This is a genomic window from Streptomyces sp. NPDC039736 (assembly GCF_055596485.1).
Window position 1 is genome coordinate 41,901 of the sequence record NZ_JBVIUQ010000015.1, and the last position, 19,263, is coordinate 61,163.

The window sequence follows — 19,263 nt, forward strand, 5'->3', positions numbered from 1 at the left end:
CCATGGGCCCATGAGCGTCTCCGTGGACATCGCCGGACTGCCGCCCGAGCGGATCGACTTCGCGATCTCGCCGCTGGGCGAGCTGGGCATGGCGCTGCACGCCCTGTCCGAACCGGGCCACCACCCGGGACTGCACGGCTGGGCGACGGCGACCTCGTCGGCGCTCAAGCCGGACCTGGCGGACCGGCTCACCGAGGCCGACTTCCTGTGGCGCACGACGTTCTCGGACGTGTTCCTGCCGTTCGCCGGCCTCAAGGACCCGGCGGCGGCGCCGGGGACGACGCTCGCGGAGGACCTGGACCTGCTGGACCGGCTGGACGACGAGGAGTTCGTGTCGGCGGCCCTGGAGTTCACCTGCTCCAGCATGTACACGGCGGGCGGCCCCTCGCCGCTGGTGGACGCCGCCCTGCGGTCGCGCGCGCTGGACCTGGCGGCGGCCCGCGGCCCCAAGCAACTGGACTTCACCCATCGGCTGCTGACGAACCCCGGCGCGGTCAGGCTGTGGCTGCGGCGCCTCTTCGAGGACTGCGACGAGGCGTTCTTCGCCGACACCTGGCGGCGGGTGCGGGTCCAGCTCGCCTCGGACGCCCGCCACAAGCAGGACCTGCTGCGACGCCGGGGCCTGGCCGAGGCGCTGCACGCGGTCTCCCCCGCGCTGACCCTGGACGAGGACGGCCGCCGCATCCGGGCCGACAAGCTCGCCGAGGGCCACACCACGGCCGTGGACCCCGCGGTGGGGGCGGGGCTCACCGCCGTGCCGTCCACCTTCGGCTGGCCGCACCTGCTGGTGCTGCACGCCCCCGGCTGGCGGCCGGTGATCCACTACCCGGTGAGCGCCGTCGAGCTGCCGTCGCCCGCTTCCGTACCTCTGTTGCAGCAGCGGCTCGAGGCGCTGGCGCACCCGATGCGGATGCGGCTGTGCCGGTTCCTGGCGCGCACGCCGTACACGACGGGCGAGCTGGCCGACGTCCTGGGCATCACCGCGCCGGAGGTCTCCCGGCACCTGGGGGTGCTCAAGAAGGCCGGTCTGCTCACCACCCGCCGGCGCGGCCGGTACGTCCTGCACCAACTGGACACGACGGTGGTGGCCCGGCTCGGCAGCGACTTCCTGGAGGGGGTGCTGCGCTAGGACCGGCACCCGGGGCTAGGCGCCGGGCGAGCCCCCGGCCCGTACCAGGCCCGTCTCGTACGCCAGCACGACCACCTGCACGCGGTCGCGCAGCCCCAGCTTGGTCAGGATGCGGCCCACGTGGGTCTTCACGGTGGCCTCGGACAGGACCAGGCGGGCGGCGATCTCGCCGTTCGACAGGCCCTGGGCGACGAGCAGCATCACCTCGCGCTCGCGGTCGGTGAGCTTCTCGACCTCCTTGTGCTGGGGCTCCTTGCCGCTGCTCGGCAGCATCGGCGAGAACCGGTCGAGCAGCCGCCGGGTGGTGGACGGCGCGACGACCGCGTCGCCGCTGTGCACCGAGCGGATCGCGGCCAGCAGTTCGGCCGGCGGCACGTCCTTCAGCATGAAGCCGCTGGCACCCGCCTGGAGCCCGGAGAAGGCGTACTCGTCCAGGTCGAAGGTGGTCAGGATGAGGACCCTCGGCGCGTCCTCCTGGGCACAGATCCGCCGGGTCGCCTCCACCCCGTCCAGCCGGGGCATCCGCACGTCCATCAGGACGACGTCCACGGCGGTGGTGCGCAGGACGTCCAGCGCCTCCTGGCCGTCGCCGGCCTCCGCGACGACCTCCATGTCCGGCTGGGCGGCCAGCACCATGCGGAAACCGGTGCGCAGCAGCATCTGGTCGTCGACGAGCATCACGCGGATCGGCGGCATAAAAGGGGCTCCCTCGGGGGCTGTCAGTGAGCGGGCTTGAGCGGCAGCAGGGCGCTGATCCGGAAGCCGCCGCCGGGGCGCGGTCCCGCGTCCAGCGTGCCGCCGACCATACCGACCCGCTCGCGCATGCCGATCAGGCCGTGGCCCTGGCCGTCCGCGCCGCCGTCCTCGTACAGCTCTTGCGCCGCGCCGCGGCCGTCGTCCTCGACCAGCAGGCCGAGCCCGTCGTCGAAGTAGACCAGCCGCACGCTCGCGCCCGCGTCCGGGCCGCCGTGCTTGCGGGTGTTGGTGAGGGCTTCCTGCACGATCCGGTACGCGGTCAGCTCGACGCCGCTGGGCAGCGGGCGGGCGGTGCCCTCGACGCGGAAGTCGACGGTGAGACCGGCCGTGCGCACCTGCTCGACCAGGTCCTCGATCTGCTGGACGTCGGGCTGCGGCACGTACTCGCCGCTCTCGGGGGCCTCGCCGCTGCGCAGCACGCCCAGCAGGCGGCGCATCTCGGCGAGCGCCTGGCGGCCGGTCGTGGAGATGGTCTCCAGCGCCTGCTTGGCCTGGTCGGGCGAGGCGTCCATGACGTAGGCGGCGCCGTCGGCCTGGACGATCATCACGGACACGTTGTGGGCGACGACGTCGTGCAGTTCACGGGCGATACGGGCCCGCTCGGCGGCGACGGCGACCTTGGCCTGCGCCTCGCGCTCGCGCTCCAGCCGGCTCGCCCGCTCCTCCAACTGCGCGAAGTAGGCGCGGCGGGTGCGCAGCGAGTCGCCGAGCACCCAGGCGAGGAGGAAGGGGACGGTCAGGAAGACGGCGAAGACGATGGGGGCCGTCGCGTCGTTCTTCTCCACCGGCCAGCGGAGCTGCGAGATCGTGGCGGCGCAGAGCGAGGCGCCGAGGGCGAGCCGGGACGCCCAGCGGGCCCCGTTCGCGGCGACGGTGTAGACGATGACGAGCATCGCGAAGTTGGACGGGTTGGGCTCGATGCCCAGCGCGACCTGGAGGAGTCCGGTCGCGATCGCCAGGATCAGCATCCTCTCCGGCACCCGGCGGCGCAGGGCGACCGTCAGGCACATGAGGAGGATGCAGACCACGGCGGGGCCCACCCCCGCGTCGTTCCGGTAGCCCCCGACGGACATCGCGGACATCCCGAGGAGAATCACAGCCCAGAAGCTGTCGACGCTCGTCGGGTGTCGGCGGATGAAGTCGTAGAAGCGCTGCACATGTCCAGCGTAGGGAAACAGCGGAGGCCGATGGGTCAACCGGAGGAGCGATCCGGCGGAGCGCTCCCTACTCCCCAAGGTGGAGACTCAGGGGAGACTTGGCCGGGTGAGAGACGGTTCGACTCCCCGGGGCGGGCACGACGGCACGGCCGCCGCCGGACGGAACAGCGTGCACGGCGGACGCGGCGGCCGCGGCGGCGGGCCGGGTGAGCGCGCCCGGTCAGGCGGGCCCGACGGGGGCGACCGGGCGGGCGAGGCCGGTGACGGTGACCGGGTGGGCGGGACCGGTGACGGGGGCTGGGACGGTTGGCGGGCGGCGGCCGAGCGGGCGCTCTACGGGCCCGGTGGGTTCTATCTGCGCCCCGAGGGCCCCGCGGGTCACTTCCGTACGTCGGTGCATGCCTCGCCGCTCTTCGCGCGGGCCGTCGCGCGCCTCCTGCTGCGTACGTACGAGGACCTGGGCGGCCCGGAGCGCCTGCCCCGGATCGACCTGGTCGACATCGGCGCCGGGCGCGGCGAGCTCCTGACCGGGGTGCTGGCGGCGCTTCCCGACGGCGTCGAGGTCCGCTCGTACGGTGTCGAGAAGGCGCCCCGTCCGCCCGGTCTCGACCGCCGCGTCGAGTGGTGCGCGGAACCGCCCCGGGGGGTGCGTGGGCTGGTCTTCGCCAACGAGTGGCTGGACAACGTCCCGGTGGACGTCGCGGAGACGGACCCCTCGGGCGTCCCCCGCTACGTCGAAGTGCGCGCCGACGGCGGGGAACGCCTGGGCGCGCCGGTCGCGGGCGCGGACGCGCGGTGGCTGGAGCGGTGGTGGCCGCTGGCCGGGCTCCCCGCGGGGCACCGGGCGGAGATCGGCCGCCCCCGGGACGCGGCGTGGGCCGCGGCGGTCGGGACGCTGGCCGGCGGGCTGGCGGTCGCGGTGGACTACGCGCACGCCCTCGCCGCCCGCCCCCCGTTCGGCACGCTGAGCGGATTCGCGGGAGGCCGGGAGGTACGGCCGGTCCCGGACGGCTCCTGCGACATCACGGCGCACGTGGCCCTGGACGCGTGCGCGGCGGCCCCGGCCGCGGTCGCCGCCACGGAACTGCTCACCCAGCGGGAGGCGCTGTCCCGGCTCGGCGTGTCGGGGGCCCGTCCGCCCCTGGCCCTGGCGTCGGCCGACCCGGCCGCCTACGTCCGCGCCCTCGCCGGGGCGGGCGAGGCGGCGGAGCTGACGTCCCGGGGCGGCCTGGGCGACTTCGGCTGGCTCCAGCAGCGCGTGTGACGTGCCGGGGGCGGGCGAGGCACCAGGGGGGATACTGGCCCCCATGACACCGCAGACGCCCCCGCAGACGACCACCGTCGGCATCGGCGGCGGCGCCGAAGCCACCGACATGGTGCTCAACATCGGCCCCCAGCACCCTTCCACGCACGGCGTGCTGCGCCTCAAGCTCGTCCTGGACGGCGAACGCATCCAGCACGCCGAGCCGGTCATCGGCTACATGCACCGCGGCGCGGAGAAGCTGTTCGAGGCGCGTGACTACCGGCAGATCGTGATGCTGGCCAACCGCCACGACTGGCTCTCCGCGTTCTCCAACGAACTCGGCGTCGTCATGGCCGTGGAGCGCATGCTCGGCATGGAGGTCCCGGAGCGCGCCGTGTGGACCCGCACCCTGCTCGCCGAGCTGAACCGGGTCCTCAACCACCTGATGTTCCTGGGCTCGTACCCCCTGGAACTCGGCGGCATCACCCCGGTCTTCCACGCCTTCCGCGAGCGTGAGGAGCTCCAGCACGTGATGGAGGAGGTCTCCGGCGGGCGCATGCACTACATGTTCAACCGCGTCGGCGGCCTCAAGGAGGACCTCCCCGCGGGCTGGCTCGGCCGGGTCCGCGACGCCGTCGCCTCGGTCCGCTCGCGCATGGACGTCTACGACGACCTGGTCCTCGGCAACGAGATCTTCCGCGGCCGCACCCGGAACATCGGCGTCCTGTCCGCCGGCGCCGTCCACGCGTACGGGGTCTCCGGTCCGATCGCCCGCGCCTCCGGCGTCGACTTCGACCTGCGCCGCGACGAGCCGTACCTCGCGTACGGCGAACTCCAGGACACCCTGAAGGTCGTCACCCGCACCGAGGGCGACTGCCTGGCCCGCTTCGAGTGCCTGCTGGAGCAGACCCACAACGCGCTCGACCTCGCCGACGCCTGCCTGACCCGGATGGCCGGCCTGCCGCCCGGCCCCGTCAACCAGCGCCTGCCGAAGGTCCTCAAGGCCCCCGAGGGCCACACGTACGCGTGGACCGAGAACCCGCTCGGCATCAACGGCTACTACCTGGTCTCCAAGGGCGAGAAGACCCCGTACCGGCTCAAGCTGCGCTCGGCGTCCTTCAACAACATCCAGGCGCTGGCCGAACTGCTCCCCGGCACCCTGGTCGCCGACATGGTCGCGATCCTGGGCTCGCTCTTCTTCGTCGTCGGCGACATCGACAAGTAGCGCCCGGCGCGGCGGGGCTCAGGACCCGGCGACGCTCCTGAGCCCCGCCACGTCCAACTGCTCCGTCTCGTCGTGCGCGGTGAGGTCGATGACCTCGCCCACCGCGTCCCCGTCCACGTCGCGGGCCGTACGGTGCTCGGCGAGCGCCTCCTCGCCGACGACGTCGGCCAGGTCGGCCTCCTGCACGGCGCGCTCGGCAGCGGTGCCGGCACCCTTGCCGGTGCCGAAGAAGTCGAAGCCGCCCTGCTTGCGCACGGCGGGCAGGTTCTGCGGTGCGTACGGGGCGAGGACGCCCGAGGGCCGCCGGTGCTCCCGCAGCTCCCGCGTCGGCACGGGCGCCCGGGGCGGCTGTACGGGGGCCGGTCCCTGCGGTACGGGCGGCTTCGCCGCACTCGCCGGGGCCGGAACCGGAGCCAGCGCCTCCACTCCGGTGCCCGCCCCCGTGTTCGCCGCGCCGGTCGCCCCCGCGTTCGTCCCGCTGTTCGCTCCCGGGCCCGTCTGCGTGCCCTCCGCGGCCTCGGCGGCCCCCGCGGGCCGCTCCGCCGGGGCCCGGTCCGCGGCCCGCACCTCGACCGCGCGCCCGGCGCCGGACGCCAGCCTCTCCAGTGCGGCGGCGGCCCGCGCGTACGCCGCCGGGGTGGGCGCGGCGGCGCCCGCCGTCAGTTCCCTGGGGGCCGCGGACGCCGTCTCCAGCTCCAGCAGCCGGTGGCGCTCCAGCGCGGTGGCCCGCTCGGTCTCGGCGGTCGCGTACCGGCGCAGCAGCGCGGCGTGCTCGTTGCGCAGTCCGGCGAGCTCGACGCGCTTGGCACGCAGCTTGTTCTCCAGCCGGGTCCGCAGGGCGCGCGATTCCTCGAGGTCGCCCTCCAGGTCGGCGGCCCGTTCCTCGGCCTTCCAGACGTCGGCCTCGCGGGCCCGGTTCAGCTCGGCGATCCTGCGGCCGGCCGTGCGGTCCCAGCCGCGCATGAGGACGGCCCCGGTGACGGCCGCGGCGGCCGCCGCGGCGACCAGGAACCGCAGCACCAGGGGTTCCGCCACGAACCAGGCGCCGCCGGCGATCACGAGTGAGGCACCCGCGACCGTCGAAGGCGGCAGCAGTTTGTGCAGGGGTGGGGAATGGCGGTGGCGTCCACGTGGCATGGCTGGAAATTTACCGTGTGCGAGACACGGATGGGGTACCGCCCGTAAATCTGTTCCCGCCCGTTACGTTCCGAACACGTCGAACGGCACCCCTCATTCCGCTTCTGCTACTTCTTGACGAGCCCCTTGGACTCCAGATAGGCCTTCGCGACCTCGGTTTCCTTGGCCCGTTCGACGTCGACCTTTCGGTTCAGCTCGCCGAGATCGGCCGTCGTCAGGGTCTTGGTGAGCTTGTTCAGGGCCTCGGCGACGGCCGGGTCTCCCGCCTCCTTGGCGTTGAGCACGGGCAGCAGGTTGTCGGCGTTCTGGAGTTTCTTGTCGTCCTCCAGGAGGACCAGCCCGAAACTGTCGACGGTGGCGTCGGTCGTGGTGGTGAGGACGAGCTGGGCCTCCCCGTCCTTGACGGCCTGCTTGGACTGCGGGGTGCCGACGCCCTTGGGGACGAGACCCGCGACGTCGATGCCGTACGTCGACTTCAGACCCGGCGCGCAGAACGGCCGGACCGCGCACTCGTCACCAGCCGCGATCTTGACCTGGACCTTTGACTTCCCCAGGTCGGAAAGGGTCTTGAGCTTGTTCTTCGCGGCGAATTCCTTGGTCACCGCGAAGGCGTTCTGGTCGACGGCCTCCCCGGCGGGCAGGACTTTCAGCCCGAGCGGGGCGGCCAGCTTCTCCAGCGCCCCGACCGTCTTGGCGACATCCGGCGAGGCCAGCGGAGTGGTCTTGGCCTTCTCCGCGCCGTTGACCTTCGCGTTGAGGAATTCCGTGAGCGTCGCCGCGTATTCCGGTACGACGTCTATCTCGCCCTTCTCCAGCGAGGGTTCGTACAGTTCACGGTTCTTGACGACGGTCACCGACGTGTCGAATCCGGCGTCCTTCAGCACCTGTGCGTACAGCTCCGCCAGCACCTTGGACTCGGTGAACGCGGCGGCGCCCACCACCAGCGCGCCCTTCGCGCCGCCGGCCCCGGCGGAGGCCCCGCCCGCACCCGGCTTCTTCGCCTCCAGGCTGTCGCCGCCGCCGCACGCGGCGAGCGACCCGGTCAGGGCCACCAGGCCGATTGCCGCGCCCGCGAGGCGTGAGGTCTTGGTCATGAGGATTCACCATCCGTGAGAGGCACACAGTGCGGAAACCGAAAAGGGGAAGAAGAGAAGAAGAGGGGGAAGAAAGGGGGAAGACAGCCGTACGGGGCGCGCTCACGCCGTCTTGCGCAGCGGCGAGCAGAACCTGCCGAGCAGCACCAGCACGCCCTCCACCACCAGGGCGAGCAACGCCACCAGCACCGCCCCCGCCACGACCTGAGCGGTGTCGTAGGTGTTGAACCCGGCGGTGATGATCCGCCCGAGCCCGCCCTGCCCGACCATCGCGGCGATCGAGGCGGTGGCCACCACCTGGACGGCGGCCGAGCGCAGCCCGGTCATCACCAGGGGGAAGGCGAGGGGCAGTTCGACCCGCAGGAACACCTGGGTCCCGGACATGCCCATGCCGCGCGCGGCCTCGACCACCGCCCGGTCCACCTCCCGCGTCCCCACGTACGCGTTGGTCAGCAGCGGGGGCACCGCGAACAGCACCAGCGCGACGATCGTCGGCACATAACCGGCGGAGCGCAGCGGCGAGACCATGAACAGCGCCAGCACCGCGAACACCGGCACCGCCCGCCCGATGTTGGAGATGTTGACCGCGAGCGCGCCGCCCCTGCCGAGATGCCCCAGCAGGAAGGCCGGCGGCAGCGCGAGCAGGCAGGCGACGCCCAGGGCGACCCCGCTCACGTACAGATGCTCCGTCAGCCGGGTCCACACCCCGCCGTCGCCGGACCAGTGGGAGGCCGTGGCCAGCCAGGTCCAGGCGTCACCCAGCACACCCATGCGCGATCAGCCCGCCTCAACAGCCGCAGAAGTCTTGCGTATCCGGTCCCGGAACGGCTCCCGCCAGGCCCTGGGCGCCCGCGTCCACGGGGTGAGCACCCGTTGCAGAGCGAGCAGCAGCAGGTCGGCGGCCAGCGCCAGCAGCACGCACAGCACGGAGGCGGCCAGCACCTGCGCCTTGAAGAACGTGGGCAGCGCGTCCTCGATGAGGTTGCCGAGCCCGCCCCGGCCGACGATGGCCCCGACCGTGGTCAGCGCCACCGTGGAGACCGTCGCGATGCGCACCCCGGCCATCAGCGCGGGCAGCGACAGCGGGAGTTCGACCTCCCAGAGCATCCGCCACGGCCCGTACCCCATGCCGCGCGCCGCCTCCCTGGCCTCTTCCGGGACGGCTTCCAGACCGGCCAGGATGTTCCGTACGAGAATCGTCAGCGAGTACAGCACCAGGCCCGTCACGACCAGCGCCGACGACAGCCCGAACAGCGGCAGCAGCAGCGAGAACATCGCCAGCGAAGGCACCGTGTAGAGGATCGTGGTCAGCCCCAGGACCGGTCCCGCGAAGCGCCTGTGCCGCCGGGCGAGGACGGCCAGCGGCAGCGCGACGGCCAGCCCGATCAGCACCGACGCCACCGTGATCCCCACGTGCTGGAGGGTCGCGTCGGTCAGCTCCTGGCTGCGGGACCGCAGGTACTCCCCGCAGATCCAGTCGTTCGTCACCAGACAGCTCTGCTCGCTCACGCGTTCCCACCTCCCCCGGATCCGGCCGCTCCACACGGTCGGGAACGTATGTTCACAGCCTGTGGAGCGAGCCTATCCCCGACCACCGACAACCGGCCCGGACCGGTTGGCCCCGCCACAGCACGGCAACACGCCCTTCACACAACACCCGCCACCAGCCGCCACAATGGGGACCCATGATCCGGTTCGAGCACGTCACCAAGCGCTACGCCGACGGAACGACCGCCGTCGACGACCTGTCCTTCGAGGTCGCCGCGGGTGAACTCGTCACGCTCGTCGGCCCGTCGGGCTGCGGCAAGACCACCACGATGAAGATGGTCAACCGCCTCATCGAGCCCACCGGGGGCCGCATACTCCTCGACGGCGAGGACATAGCCGGGGTCGACCCGGTGGAGCTGCGCCGCCGGATCGGGTACGTCATCCAGCAGGTCGGCCTCTTCCCGCACCGGACCGTCCTCGACAACACCGCCACCGTGCCGCACCTGCTCGGCGTCAAGCGCGCCGAGGCGCGCCGGCGCGCGGCCGAGCTCCTCGACCTGGTGGGCCTCGATCCCGCGGTGTACGGGTCCCGCTATCCGGAACAGCTCTCCGGCGGCCAGCGCCAGCGCGTCGGCGTCGCCCGGGCGCTGGCCGCCGACCCGCCCGTCCTGCTCATGGACGAGCCCTTCGGCGCGGTCGACCCGGTGGTGCGCGAACGCCTCCAGAACGAATTCCTGAAGCTCCAGTCGCAGGTCCGCAAGACGGTGCTGTTCGTCACGCACGACATCGAGGAGGCGGTGCGCCTCGGCGACCGGATCGCCGTCTACGGGCAGGGCTCCATCGAACAGTTCGACGCCCCGGCCGTGGTGCTCGGCGCGCCCGCCACCCCGTACGTCGCGGACTTCGTCGGCGCGGACCGCGGCCTCAAGAGGCTCTCGGTGACCCCGATCGAGGCGGGCGACCTGGAGCAGCCGCCGGTGGTGCACCTGGACGACCCGATGCGCACCGCGTCGGCGCGGCTGGCGGAGCAGGGCGCGCGCTGGGCCGTCGTCCTGGACGGGGAGGACAACCTGCACGGCTGGATACCGGCCGGGGCCGCGGCGCAGGACGGGACGGTGCGGGAGCACGCGCGGCGGATGGAGGCGTGGCTGCCGGTGGGGGCCTCGCTCAAGCAGGCGTTCTCGACCATGCTCCAGCACGACGCCGGGTGGATCGCGGTGCTCGGCGAGGGCGGCGAGGGCCGGTTCCTCGGGGTGCTCACCCCGGCCCGGCTGCACGAGGCCCTGCGCCGGTCCATCGACGCGGACGGGCGCAGGGTCTCCCGTACGGAGGTGGACGTCGAAACCGTGGGGTGAGGGCCCCCGGCCGTCAGGCGGTGAGCTTCTTGCTCATCCACTCGATGACGGCGGGGATCTCGCGCTTCCAGGTGTTGAAGTTGTGGCCGCCGCTGTCGAGCGTGATCGAGGAGACCTTCGTCGGCGGCTTCGCCTTGCGGATGAACTCCGCCGTCGGCTTCTTGTTGTCCTCGCCCTTCTTGCTGGTGGTCAGCAGCAGGGAGGTCCTGGGCGCCGGCAGGTTGTCGAGCGCCCAGAGCAGGTTCGCGCGCTTCTTGAGGTTCTCGTCGCCGCCGAAGAGGTCACCGGTCGTGGGGTCGTCCGCCGCCTTGTAGTACGGCGAGAGGCCCGCGCCCGCGGCGAACTTGTCCGGGTGCGCCATGGCGATCTTGATGGCGCAGTAGCCGCCCGTGGAGTTCCCCATGAAGCCCCAGTTCTGCGGCTTCGTGCCCACCCGGTACGCGCTGGAGACGGCGCGCGGCAGGTCCTTGGCGAAGAAGGTCTCGGTCTGCGGGCCGCGGGGGATGTCCACGCACTCGGTGTCCCGGGGCGGTGCGACGGTGGGCCGCATCAGGACCATGATCATCGGCTGCGCCTTGCCGGCCCGGGCCTGCATCAGCGCGGTCTGGGGGTAGCGGAGCCCTTTGATCAGGTTCATCGCGATGCCCGGGTAGCCGGTGAGCACGACCGTCGCCGGGAACCGCTTCTGCTTGAACTCCGGCTGGAAGTACTCCGGCGGCAGGTAGACGAAGGCCGGGCTGACGATCTTGGAGTCGCGGCCCTCGATCCGTACTTCCTGTATCTGCCCGCCGACGGCCGGCTTGTTGCCGCCGGGCACGTCCAGGGCCTGCGTCCCGATGAGCTGGGCCTCCTTGCTGCCGCCCGCGCCCGCGTGGTCGACGACCACGCCCATCTGGTCCTCCTGGCCGAAGAGGTCCGCCCAGGAGCCGTAGAAGAGGAACGACTTGTTCGCGGCGAGCCCGATCGCGGCGAACAGTGCGAGCTGGGTCGCCAGCAGCATGCCGATCCGGCCGAGGACGGAGCGCCAGGTACGTCCCGACAGGCGCGGCCACAGCCAGATCGTGGCGGCGAAGAGCAGTACCGCCACCACTACGGCGAGCACAAGGACTTTGGTGCTGGTGAGACCCATGTCGAGATCGTTACTTCCTGGATGAGAATTTCCTGAGAGCTGAGTGAACCCACCCCCCGCAAGCGCCGTCCTAGTGAACGCACATTGCCCGGACGGACCTTCTCCAGGTACCACGGGCACAAAACCTCTCGCGGAACCTCGGGAAGCGATGTCAATCAGAATAGATGGGGATAAGTCCGGAGCGGTTCCGGATCGGGTGCGGCGGGTCCTGCGCGGACCGCGTCCCGAGAAGGTCCCTTCGCTGGTGGGCGCCGCCGTGATGATCGTCGGCCTGCTCGACATCGCCGCCGGGGTCTTCCCCCGCTTCCGGCACAGCCGCATGCACAGTCTGGCCGAAGTGCTGCCGGGGACCTTCGGTCCGTTCGCGGCGGCCTTCTCGCTCACGGTGGGCGTGCTGCTCCTGCTGCTGGCGCACGGGCTGAAGCGGCGCAAGCGCCGGGCCTGGCGCTCGGCGGTGATCCTGCTGCCCGTCGGCGCGGTCGCCCAGTACACCTACCGGCACTCCGTGCTGGGAGTGGTGATCGCCCTCGCGCTGCTGGCGCTGCTGATCGCCCATCGGAGTGAGTTCGCCGCGCTGCCGGACCCGCGCAGCCGCTGGAAGGCCCTCACCAACTTCCTCGTGATGACGGTCGGCTCCCTCGCGCTGGGCCTGCTGATCGTCAGCTCGCACCCGCGGAAGCTGATCGGCGATCCGAGCCTGCTGGAGCGACTGGAACATGTCCTGTACGGCCTGGTGGGCTTCGAGGGCCCCCTCTCGTACGGCGGACAGGCCTCCTGGACGGTCGGCTACTCGCTCGGCGCGCTCGGCTGGATCACCGCGATCACCACGATCTACCTGGCCTTCCGCCCCGAGCACCCGGCCGCCCGCCTCACCGCGGAGGACGAGACGCAGTTGCGCGCCCTGCTCGCCAAGCACGGCGACCGCGACTCGCTGGGCCACTTCGCGCTGCGCCACGACAAGGCGGCGGTCTTCTCCCCCTCGGGCAAGGCGGCCGTCACCTACCGCGTGGTCTCCGGCGTGATGCTCGCCAGCGGCGACCCGATCGGCGACGTCGAGGCCTGGCCGGGCGCGATCGAGCGCTTCATGGAGGAGGCCAAGGCCCACTCGTGGACGCCGGCCGTGATGGGCTGCTCGGAGACGGGCGGCGAGGTCTGGACCCGCGAGACGGGCCTGGACGCCCTGGAGCTCGGCGACGAGGCCATCGTCGACGTCCCGGACTTCTCCCTCACCGGCCGCGCGATGCGCAACGTGCGCCAGATGGTCAAGCGCATCGAGCGCAACGGTTACGAGACGCGGGTGCGCCGCGTGGGCGACCTGGACCCCGAGGAACTGGAGCGCATCCGCCGCGCCGCCGCCGACTGGCGCGGCACGGAGACCGAGCGCGGCTTCTCCATGGCGCTGGGCCGGGTGGGTGAGCCCGGCGACGAGGACTGCTTCATCGCGACGGCCCACAAGGCCGACGACGAGGGCGCCGAGCCCGGCCCCTACGGCGATCTGAAGGCCGTCCTGCACTTCGTCCCGTGGGGCCCGGACGGCATGTCCCTGGACCTGATGCGGCGCGACCGCAGCGCGGACCCGGGCATGAACGAGCTTTTGATCGTGGCGTCCCTGACGGCCGCCCCGGACCTGGGCATCAAGAAGGTCTCCCTGAACTTCGCGATGTTCCGCTCGGCGCTGGCCCGCGGCGAGAAGCTGGGCGCGGGCCCGGTCCTGCGCGGCTGGCGGGGGCTGCTGGTCTTCCTGTCCCGCTGGTTCCAGATCGAGTCCCTGTACAAGTTCAACGCCAAGTTCCGCCCGCGCTGGGAGCCCCGCTTCGTGGTCTTCCGCACCACGCGCGACCTCCCCCGCATCGGCTTCGCCGCGATGCAGGCCGAGGGCTTCGTCACGCTGGCCCTGCCCCGCGTCCTGCGCCGCAGGGCGTCGGTCCGGCGCGGGCCGCAGCCGTGCGCCCACGCGCCGGCGCAGCCGGGCCGCGAGGTGGAGCGGGTCGCCTGACCCCTCGGGAGCGCCCGGCGGGGCGCGGGGCGGGGCGAGAACGGCAGGGGTGCGGGGACGGGGCGAGAACGGCAGGTCCGGGGGCCGCGCCCCCGGCCCGAGCCGCGTCCGCCCCGCCCGGCCCGGAAAGGCCCTACGCCACCCGGATCGCGATCTTGCCCCGGGTGTGCCCGCCCATGCTCTCCCGGAAGGCGTCCGCCGCCTTCTCCAGCGGGTACACCGACGCCACCTCGACCTTGAGCTCGCCCCGCTCCACGAGCGCCCCGAGCTCGGTCAGGTCCGCCGTGTCCGGCCGCACGAACACGTACGAGCCGCCCAGGCCGGTCACCGCGCCGTCCGCGACGGACGCCAGCCGCCCGCCCGGGGCCAGCAGCGACGGCGAGACCTGGAGCGCGTCCCCGCCCACCAGGTCGAGCACCGCGTCCACGCCGTCGGGCGCGATCTCCCGTACGCGCCCCTCCAGGCCGTCGCCGTACGTCACCGGCTTCGCGCCGAGCGAGCGCAGGTAGTCGTGGTTGCGCTCGCTCGCGGTGCCGATGACCTCGGCCCCGAGCGCCCGCGCGATCTGCACCGCGAGCGAGCCGACCCCGCCGGCCGCCGCGTGCACCAGCACCGTCTCGCCCGCCCGCACCTCCAGGCTCTTCACGAGCGCCTGGTACGCCGTGAGCCCCGCCAGCGGCAGCCCGGCCGCCTCCTCGAAGCCCACGTTCGCCGGCTTGCGGGCCAGCGTCCGCACGGGAGCCGCCACGTACTCGGCGAAGGTGCCCCGGCCGACCAGGTCCTCGCGCACGTACCCGACGACCTCGTCGCCCGGCGCGTACTCGGTCACGGCCGCCCCGGCCTTCTCCACGACGCCCGCCACGTCCCAGCCGGGCACCACGGGGAAGACCGCGTCCAGCGCCGGGTCCAGATAGCCGCCGAGGATCTTCCAGTCGACCGGGTTGACCGAGGCCGCCTTCACCTTGACCAGCACGGAGTCCGGACCCAGCTTGGGCTCGGGCCGCTCGACGTACTCCAGGACGTCGGGGCTGCCGTAGGAGCTGTACGTAATGGCCTTCATCGAAATTCTCCAAACTCCGGTGTCGCGAACATCCAGAACCTCAATACTTGACCATCTCAAGCACTTCGTTCGACCGTAAGCCTCAATCATTGAGATGGTCAAGTTTTCCGGCGTACACTTGTCCCATGCCAGCCAACCCGCCGCACCCCGCCCCCGCATCCCAGGACGGCACCGCCGCGCCCACCAAGGCCGAGCTCGTCGACCGGCTGGCCGGGGCCTTCGGTCTCTACTACGGCGACTTCACCCTCGCCGCCGCCACCGAGGGGCTCACCCCCAGCCAGGCCAAGACCCTCAGCGTGCTGCGCTTCTCGCCTGCCCCGATGCGCGCCCTCGCCACCCTGCTGGCCTGTGACGCCTCCAACATCACCGGCATCGTGGACCGGCTGGAGAAGCGCGAGCTGGTGCGCCGCGAACCCAGCCCCACCGACCGCCGGGTGAAGAACGTCGTCCTGACCGTCGCGGGCGAAGTCACCGTCGACGCCATCCGGGCCCGGATGCACACCACCCTGGATGCGCTGGACACCCTGGACGACACGGAGCGCACCGCCCTCCACACGCTTCTGGGACGGGTCTTCCCGGACGGCCGGGGCGGTCCGGAGTGCACCCGCTGACGCCTACGCTGGGCGTATGAGTACGTTGCGCACGCGGTCCGCCGATGAACTGCCGGAACGGTTCCCCGAGGGCTCGCCGAAGGGGCTCCCCCCGTGGGACCGCTGCGCCGTCATGGGAGTCGTCAACGTCACGCCGGACTCCTTCTCCGACGGCGGCCGCTGGTTCGACACCGCCGCGGCCGTCAAGCGCGGCCTCGCGCTGGTCGCGGAGGGCGCCGACCTGGTCGACGTGGGCGGCGAGTCCACCCGTCCCGGTGCCAGCCGCGTGGACGCGGACGAGGAGCTCAAGCGGGTCGTGCCCGTGGTGCGCGGCCTGGTCTCCGAGGGCGTCGCCGTCTCCGTCGACACCATGCGCGCCACCGTCGCCGAGCAGGCCGTGGCCGCCGGCGCGGTGCTCGTCAACGACGTCAGCGGCGGCCTCGCCGACCCCGCCATGGTCCCCGCCGTCGCCGCCACCGGCGCACCCTTCGTGGTCATGCACTGGCGCGGCTTCAGCGAGAACATGAACAGCCTCGCGGTGTACGACGACGTGGTCGCCGAAGTCCTCGCGGAACTGCGCACCCGGGTGGACGCCGTCGTCGCGGGCGGCATCGACCCGGCGCGCGTCGTCGTGGACCCCGGCCTCGGCTTCGCCAAGCGGGCCGAGCACGACCTCGCCCTCCTCGCCCACCTCGGCGACCTGCGCGCGCTCGGCCTCCCCCTCCTGGTCGCCGCCTCCCGCAAGCGCTTCCTCGGCCACGTCCTGGCCGGCGAGGGCGCCGCCCCGCCGCCCGCCCGGGAGCGCGACGCCGCCACCGCCGCCGTCTCCGCGATCGCCGCGCACGAGGGCGCCTGGGCGGTCCGGGTGCACGAGGTGCGGGCCACCGCCGACGCGGTCCGGGTCGCACGCGCCGTCGCCGGCGCGCGCCGGCCCCGTACGGCGCCTGCGGCGGCGGCCTCCACGACGACACCCGCCGCGGGCCCCCGGTGACGCCCCGGGGCACCGACGTCGAACAGGTCGAGCTGGCCAACACGGCGTTCTACGAATGTCTGGAACGCGGCGACTTCGACGAGCTGTCCGCGCTCTGGCTGGACGACGAGATCTCCTGCGTGCACCCCGGCTGGCCGGTGCTCTCGGGACGCGGCGAAGTGCTGCGCTCGTACGCGCTGATCATGGCGCACACGGACTACATCCAGTTCTTCCTCACCGACGTGAAGGTCTCCGTGATGGGCGACACCGCCCTGGTGACCTGCACCGAGAACATCCTCAGCGGCGGCCCCGCCGACGAGGAGAGCGGCGAGCTGGGCCCGCTGGTCGGCCAGCTCGTCGTCGCCACCAACGCCTTCCGGCGCACCCCCGACGGCTGGCGGCTGTGGGCGCACCACGGCTCTCCCGTGCTGGCCGACGCCGACGGGGACGACGACGACTGAGGCTCCGCCGCCGCGCCCCGGGTCAGCGCTCTCCCTTCGATTCCTCCTCCTGAGGGACGGTGAATCCCCACAGCGTGTGGGCAGGGACACCGCAGAACCCGAGACCCGCGGGCGGGGGCTGTCAGTGCCCGCAGGTAGATTCGGTCCTCAGGTGATGTGCCGTCCGCATGCGGCACGGACCCCCGACGACTACGAACAGCAGGAGTGATTCGCGTGGATCGTGTCGCGCTGCGCGGCCTCAAGGCCCGTGGGCACCACGGCGTGTTCCCCAAGGAACGCGAAGAGGGCCAGACCTTCATCGTGGACCTCGTCCTCGGCCTGGACACCCGTCCCGCCGCGGCCGACGACGACCTGACGAAGACCGTCCACTACGGCGTGGTCGCCGAAGAGGTCGTCGAGGTCGTCCGGGGCGAGCCGGTCAACCTGATCGAGACGCTCGCCGAGCGGATCGCCCAGCAGTGCCTCAAGCACGACGGGGTCCAGGAGATCGAGGTGACGGTGCACAAGCCCGACGCCCCGATCACCGTCCCCTTCGACGACGTGACCATCACCATCACCCGGAGCCGTGTATGAAGCCCATGCAGAGCGACCCCACCGTCCAGCCGGTCCCCGCTTCGGTCACGGACCAGGTCGACGCCGCCGACATCACCCTCTCCAACCCCCACTGGGCCGTGATCGGCCTCGGCTCCAACCTCGGCAACCGCCTGGAGACCCTCCAGGGCGCGGTGGACCTCCTGGAGGACACCCCCGGCGTCCGCGTCAAGGCGGTCTCCCCGGTGTACGAGACCGAGCCGTGGGGCGTGGCGGCCGACTCCCAGCCGTCCTACTTCAACGCGGTCGCCCTGGTGCGGACGACGCTCCCGCCGGCCTCCCTCCTGGAGCGCGGGCAGGCCATCGAGGAGTCCTTCGCCCGGGTCCGCGAGGAGCGCTGGGGGCCGCGCACGATCGACGTCGACATCCTGTCGTACGCCAACGTGGTCTCCGACGACCCCGCCCTCACCCTCCCCCACCCGCGCGCCCACGAGCGCGGCTTCGTCCTCGCCCCCTGGCACGACGTGGACCCCCAGGCGCAGGTCCCGGGCCGCGGCCCGGTCGCCGACCTGCTCGCCGCCGTCTCCACCGAAGGCGTGCAGGCCCGCGCCGACCTGGAACTCCGGCTGCCCGAATAAGCGTTGACGCCGTACGACACTGGTGTCGTCACCCGTGCCCGCACGGACACCGGTGACGCCCACCGACATGACGGAAAGCGGAGCTTCGTGAAGCAACTACGGCTCGGAGTGCTGGTCGGCCTGTTCGCCGCGGCCGGGGTGCTGTCCTGGGCGGGCGCCCGCCTGTGGTCCTCGGTCGACACCCTGCCCGGCGTGCCGGTCGCGGCGCCGGTCGTGCTGGCCCTGATCGCCGCCGTACTGCTGGCGACGGCCCTCTCGATGCGCTCCCGGCTGCGCGCCCAGCGCGAGCGCCGGCCCGGCGCCAAGGGCGTCGACCCGATGATGGCCGCCCGCGCGGTGGTCTTCGGCCAGGCCAGCGCCCTGGTCGCCGCCCTCGTCGCCGGTCTGTACGGCGGCGTGGGCGTCCACCTGCTCACCGAGGCCCTCGACCTCCCCGCCCGCCGCGACCAGGCCCTCTACGCGGGCTTCTCGGTCCTGGCGGGCGCGGCGGTGGTCGCCGCCGCCTTCTTCCTGGAACGCGTCCTGCGCCTCCCGGACGACGACGAAGGAGCCCCGGCGGCACCCGCCGCCTGAGCCCCTTCTCGTACGGTCCGGAAGAATCCGGTCAGCGGGCCATGATCAGGCTCATCGCCTCGGCGCGCGTCGCCGGGTCGCGGAGCTGGCCGCGCACCGCCGAGGTGATGGTCTTCGCACCCGGCTTGCGGACGCCGCGCATCGTCATGCACATGTGCTCGCACTCCACGACGACGATCACGCCGCGCGGCTCCAGGATCTCCATCAGCGAGTCGGCGACCTGCGTGGTCAGCCGCTCCTGCACCTGCGGGCGGCGGGCGTAGACGTCCACCAGGCGGGCCAGCTTCGACAGCCCGGTGATCTTGCCGTCGGAGGACGGGATGTAGCCGACGTGCGCGACGCCGTGGAACGGGACCAGGTGATGTTCACAGGAACTCATCACTTCGATGTCCTTCACCAGGACCATCTCGTCGTGGCCCAGGTCGAACGTGGTCGTCAGGACGTCCTCGGCCTTCTGCCACAGGCCCGCGTATATCTCCCGGTACGCCCGCGCCACCCGTCCCGGCGTCGCCCGCAGGCCCTCGCGGTCGGGGTCCTCGCCGACGGCGATGAGGAGTTCGCGCACGGCGTTCTCGGCGCGCTTCTCGTCGAACTCGCCGATGGTGGCCTCGCCGTCCAGCGTCACCGGGTCGGTCATCAGTGCCTCGTTCCTGTGGTTCACCTGGGCGCGCATATGAAAATGCCGCGACCCCCAGGCTAGAACCTGGGGGTCGCGGCATCCATTCCGGGCC

At 72.4% G+C, this 19,263-nt stretch carries 20 protein-coding genes; 11 read left to right on the top strand and 9 right to left on the bottom strand.

The features are described from left to right. Positions 1-10: 10 nt before the first annotated feature. Entirely contained in the window at positions 11-1,129 is a 1,119-nt protein-coding gene (locus ACZ56L_RS32810; RefSeq protein WP_345220192.1) for a DUF5937 family protein, read from the top strand. 15 nt (positions 1,130-1,144) lie between these two features. Here ACZ56L_RS32810 and ACZ56L_RS32815 read toward each other — a convergent pair whose 3' ends face one another. Beyond that, complete coding sequence (locus ACZ56L_RS32815) at positions 1,145-1,825, bottom strand: response regulator transcription factor (RefSeq protein ID WP_345220193.1); 681 nt, start codon at positions 1,823-1,825, stop codon at positions 1,145-1,147. A 23-nt stretch (positions 1,826-1,848) separates the two neighbouring features. Then, positions 1,849-3,042 (bottom strand): DUF7134 domain-containing protein, encoded by a 1,194-nt coding sequence (locus ACZ56L_RS32820; protein ID WP_471068352.1) that lies wholly within the window; start codon positions 3,040-3,042, stop codon positions 1,849-1,851. A gap of 274 nt (positions 3,043-3,316) precedes the next feature. Here ACZ56L_RS32820 and ACZ56L_RS32825 point away from each other — a divergent pair, with 274 nt between their 5' ends. Next, positions 3,317-4,306, top strand: a complete 990-nt coding sequence (locus tag ACZ56L_RS32825) for an SAM-dependent methyltransferase (RefSeq protein WP_471068503.1) — start codon at positions 3,317-3,319, stop codon at positions 4,304-4,306. Between the two features lie 43 nt (positions 4,307-4,349). Beyond that, positions 4,350-5,510, top strand: a complete 1,161-nt coding sequence (locus ACZ56L_RS32830) for an NADH-quinone oxidoreductase subunit D (RefSeq protein ID WP_401766412.1) — start codon at positions 4,350-4,352, stop codon at positions 5,508-5,510. An 18-nt stretch (positions 5,511-5,528) separates the two neighbouring features. On the opposite strand, the gene ACZ56L_RS32835 is transcribed toward ACZ56L_RS32830, so the two are convergent. From ACZ56L_RS32835 to ACZ56L_RS32850, 4 genes are all read right to left on the bottom strand, one after another. Then, the gene (locus ACZ56L_RS32835; RefSeq protein WP_471068355.1) at positions 5,529-6,647 is read right to left on the bottom strand and encodes a hypothetical protein; all 1,119 of its coding nucleotides are present in this window, start codon (positions 6,645-6,647) and stop codon (positions 5,529-5,531) included. A 107-nt stretch (positions 6,648-6,754) separates the two neighbouring features. Continuing rightward, on the bottom strand, positions 6,755-7,741 hold the full coding sequence (locus tag ACZ56L_RS32840) for an ABC transporter substrate-binding protein (RefSeq protein WP_471068358.1): 987 nt from the start codon (positions 7,739-7,741) through the stop codon (positions 6,755-6,757). 102 nt (positions 7,742-7,843) lie between these two features. Continuing rightward, entirely contained in the window at positions 7,844-8,512 is a 669-nt protein-coding gene (locus tag ACZ56L_RS32845) for an ABC transporter permease (protein ID WP_471068361.1), read from the bottom strand. Between the two features lie 6 nt (positions 8,513-8,518). Continuing rightward, positions 8,519-9,250 (bottom strand): ABC transporter permease, encoded by a 732-nt coding sequence (locus ACZ56L_RS32850; protein ID WP_471068364.1) that lies wholly within the window; start codon positions 9,248-9,250, stop codon positions 8,519-8,521. A 176-nt stretch (positions 9,251-9,426) separates the two neighbouring features. Here ACZ56L_RS32850 and ACZ56L_RS32855 point away from each other — a divergent pair, with 176 nt between their 5' ends. Continuing rightward, positions 9,427-10,584, top strand: a complete 1,158-nt coding sequence (locus tag ACZ56L_RS32855) for an ABC transporter ATP-binding protein (RefSeq protein ID WP_345220201.1) — start codon at positions 9,427-9,429, stop codon at positions 10,582-10,584. Between the two features lie 13 nt (positions 10,585-10,597). On the opposite strand, the gene ACZ56L_RS32860 is transcribed toward ACZ56L_RS32855, so the two are convergent. Beyond that, a complete protein-coding gene (locus ACZ56L_RS32860) occupies positions 10,598-11,713 on the bottom strand; it encodes an alpha/beta hydrolase (RefSeq protein WP_471068369.1) in 1,116 nt (371 codons plus the stop codon). A gap of 148 nt (positions 11,714-11,861) precedes the next feature. Between ACZ56L_RS32860 and ACZ56L_RS32865 the strand changes: the two genes are divergently transcribed. After that, positions 11,862-13,709, top strand: coding sequence for a phosphatidylglycerol lysyltransferase domain-containing protein (locus ACZ56L_RS32865; RefSeq protein WP_345220203.1), 1,848 nt, complete (start codon positions 11,862-11,864; stop codon positions 13,707-13,709). Positions 13,710-13,842: 133 nt separating this feature from the next. Here the strand turns inward: ACZ56L_RS32865 and ACZ56L_RS32870 are convergent, their stop codons facing one another. After that, a complete protein-coding gene (locus ACZ56L_RS32870; protein WP_401766395.1) occupies positions 13,843-14,769 on the bottom strand; it encodes an NADP-dependent oxidoreductase in 927 nt (308 codons plus the stop codon). Between the two features lie 125 nt (positions 14,770-14,894). On the opposite strand from ACZ56L_RS32870, the gene ACZ56L_RS32875 reads away from it, so the two are divergent. The 6 genes from ACZ56L_RS32875 (at position 14,895) to ACZ56L_RS32900 (ending at position 18,532) form a co-directional block, all read left to right on the top strand. Next, positions 14,895-15,380 (top strand): MarR family winged helix-turn-helix transcriptional regulator, encoded by a 486-nt coding sequence (locus ACZ56L_RS32875; RefSeq protein WP_471068373.1) that lies wholly within the window; start codon positions 14,895-14,897, stop codon positions 15,378-15,380. A gap of 16 nt (positions 15,381-15,396) precedes the next feature. Next, positions 15,397-16,350, top strand: coding sequence for a dihydropteroate synthase (folP, locus tag ACZ56L_RS32880; protein WP_345220206.1), 954 nt, complete (start codon positions 15,397-15,399; stop codon positions 16,348-16,350). Next, positions 16,347-16,790, top strand: coding sequence for a nuclear transport factor 2 family protein (locus ACZ56L_RS32885; RefSeq protein ID WP_345220207.1), 444 nt, complete (start codon positions 16,347-16,349; stop codon positions 16,788-16,790). Before folP ends, ACZ56L_RS32885 begins: the two co-directional genes overlap by 4 nt. Positions 16,791-17,003: 213 nt before the next feature. Further along, positions 17,004-17,363, top strand: coding sequence for a dihydroneopterin aldolase (gene folB / locus ACZ56L_RS32890; RefSeq protein WP_380837403.1), 360 nt, complete (start codon positions 17,004-17,006; stop codon positions 17,361-17,363). Continuing rightward, complete coding sequence (gene folK / locus ACZ56L_RS32895) at positions 17,360-17,959, top strand: 2-amino-4-hydroxy-6-hydroxymethyldihydropteridine diphosphokinase (protein WP_468692237.1); 600 nt, start codon at positions 17,360-17,362, stop codon at positions 17,957-17,959. The genes folB and folK overlap by 4 nt, the downstream gene beginning before the upstream one ends. 87 nt (positions 17,960-18,046) lie before the next feature. Continuing rightward, positions 18,047-18,532 (top strand): DUF3180 domain-containing protein, encoded by a 486-nt coding sequence (locus ACZ56L_RS32900; protein ID WP_468692239.1) that lies wholly within the window; start codon positions 18,047-18,049, stop codon positions 18,530-18,532. Positions 18,533-18,563: 31 nt separating this feature from the next. Here ACZ56L_RS32900 and folE read toward each other — a convergent pair whose 3' ends face one another. Continuing rightward, complete coding sequence (folE, locus tag ACZ56L_RS32905; RefSeq protein ID WP_471068506.1) at positions 18,564-19,169, bottom strand: GTP cyclohydrolase I FolE; 606 nt, start codon at positions 19,167-19,169, stop codon at positions 18,564-18,566. Positions 19,170-19,263: the final 94 nt, after the last annotated feature.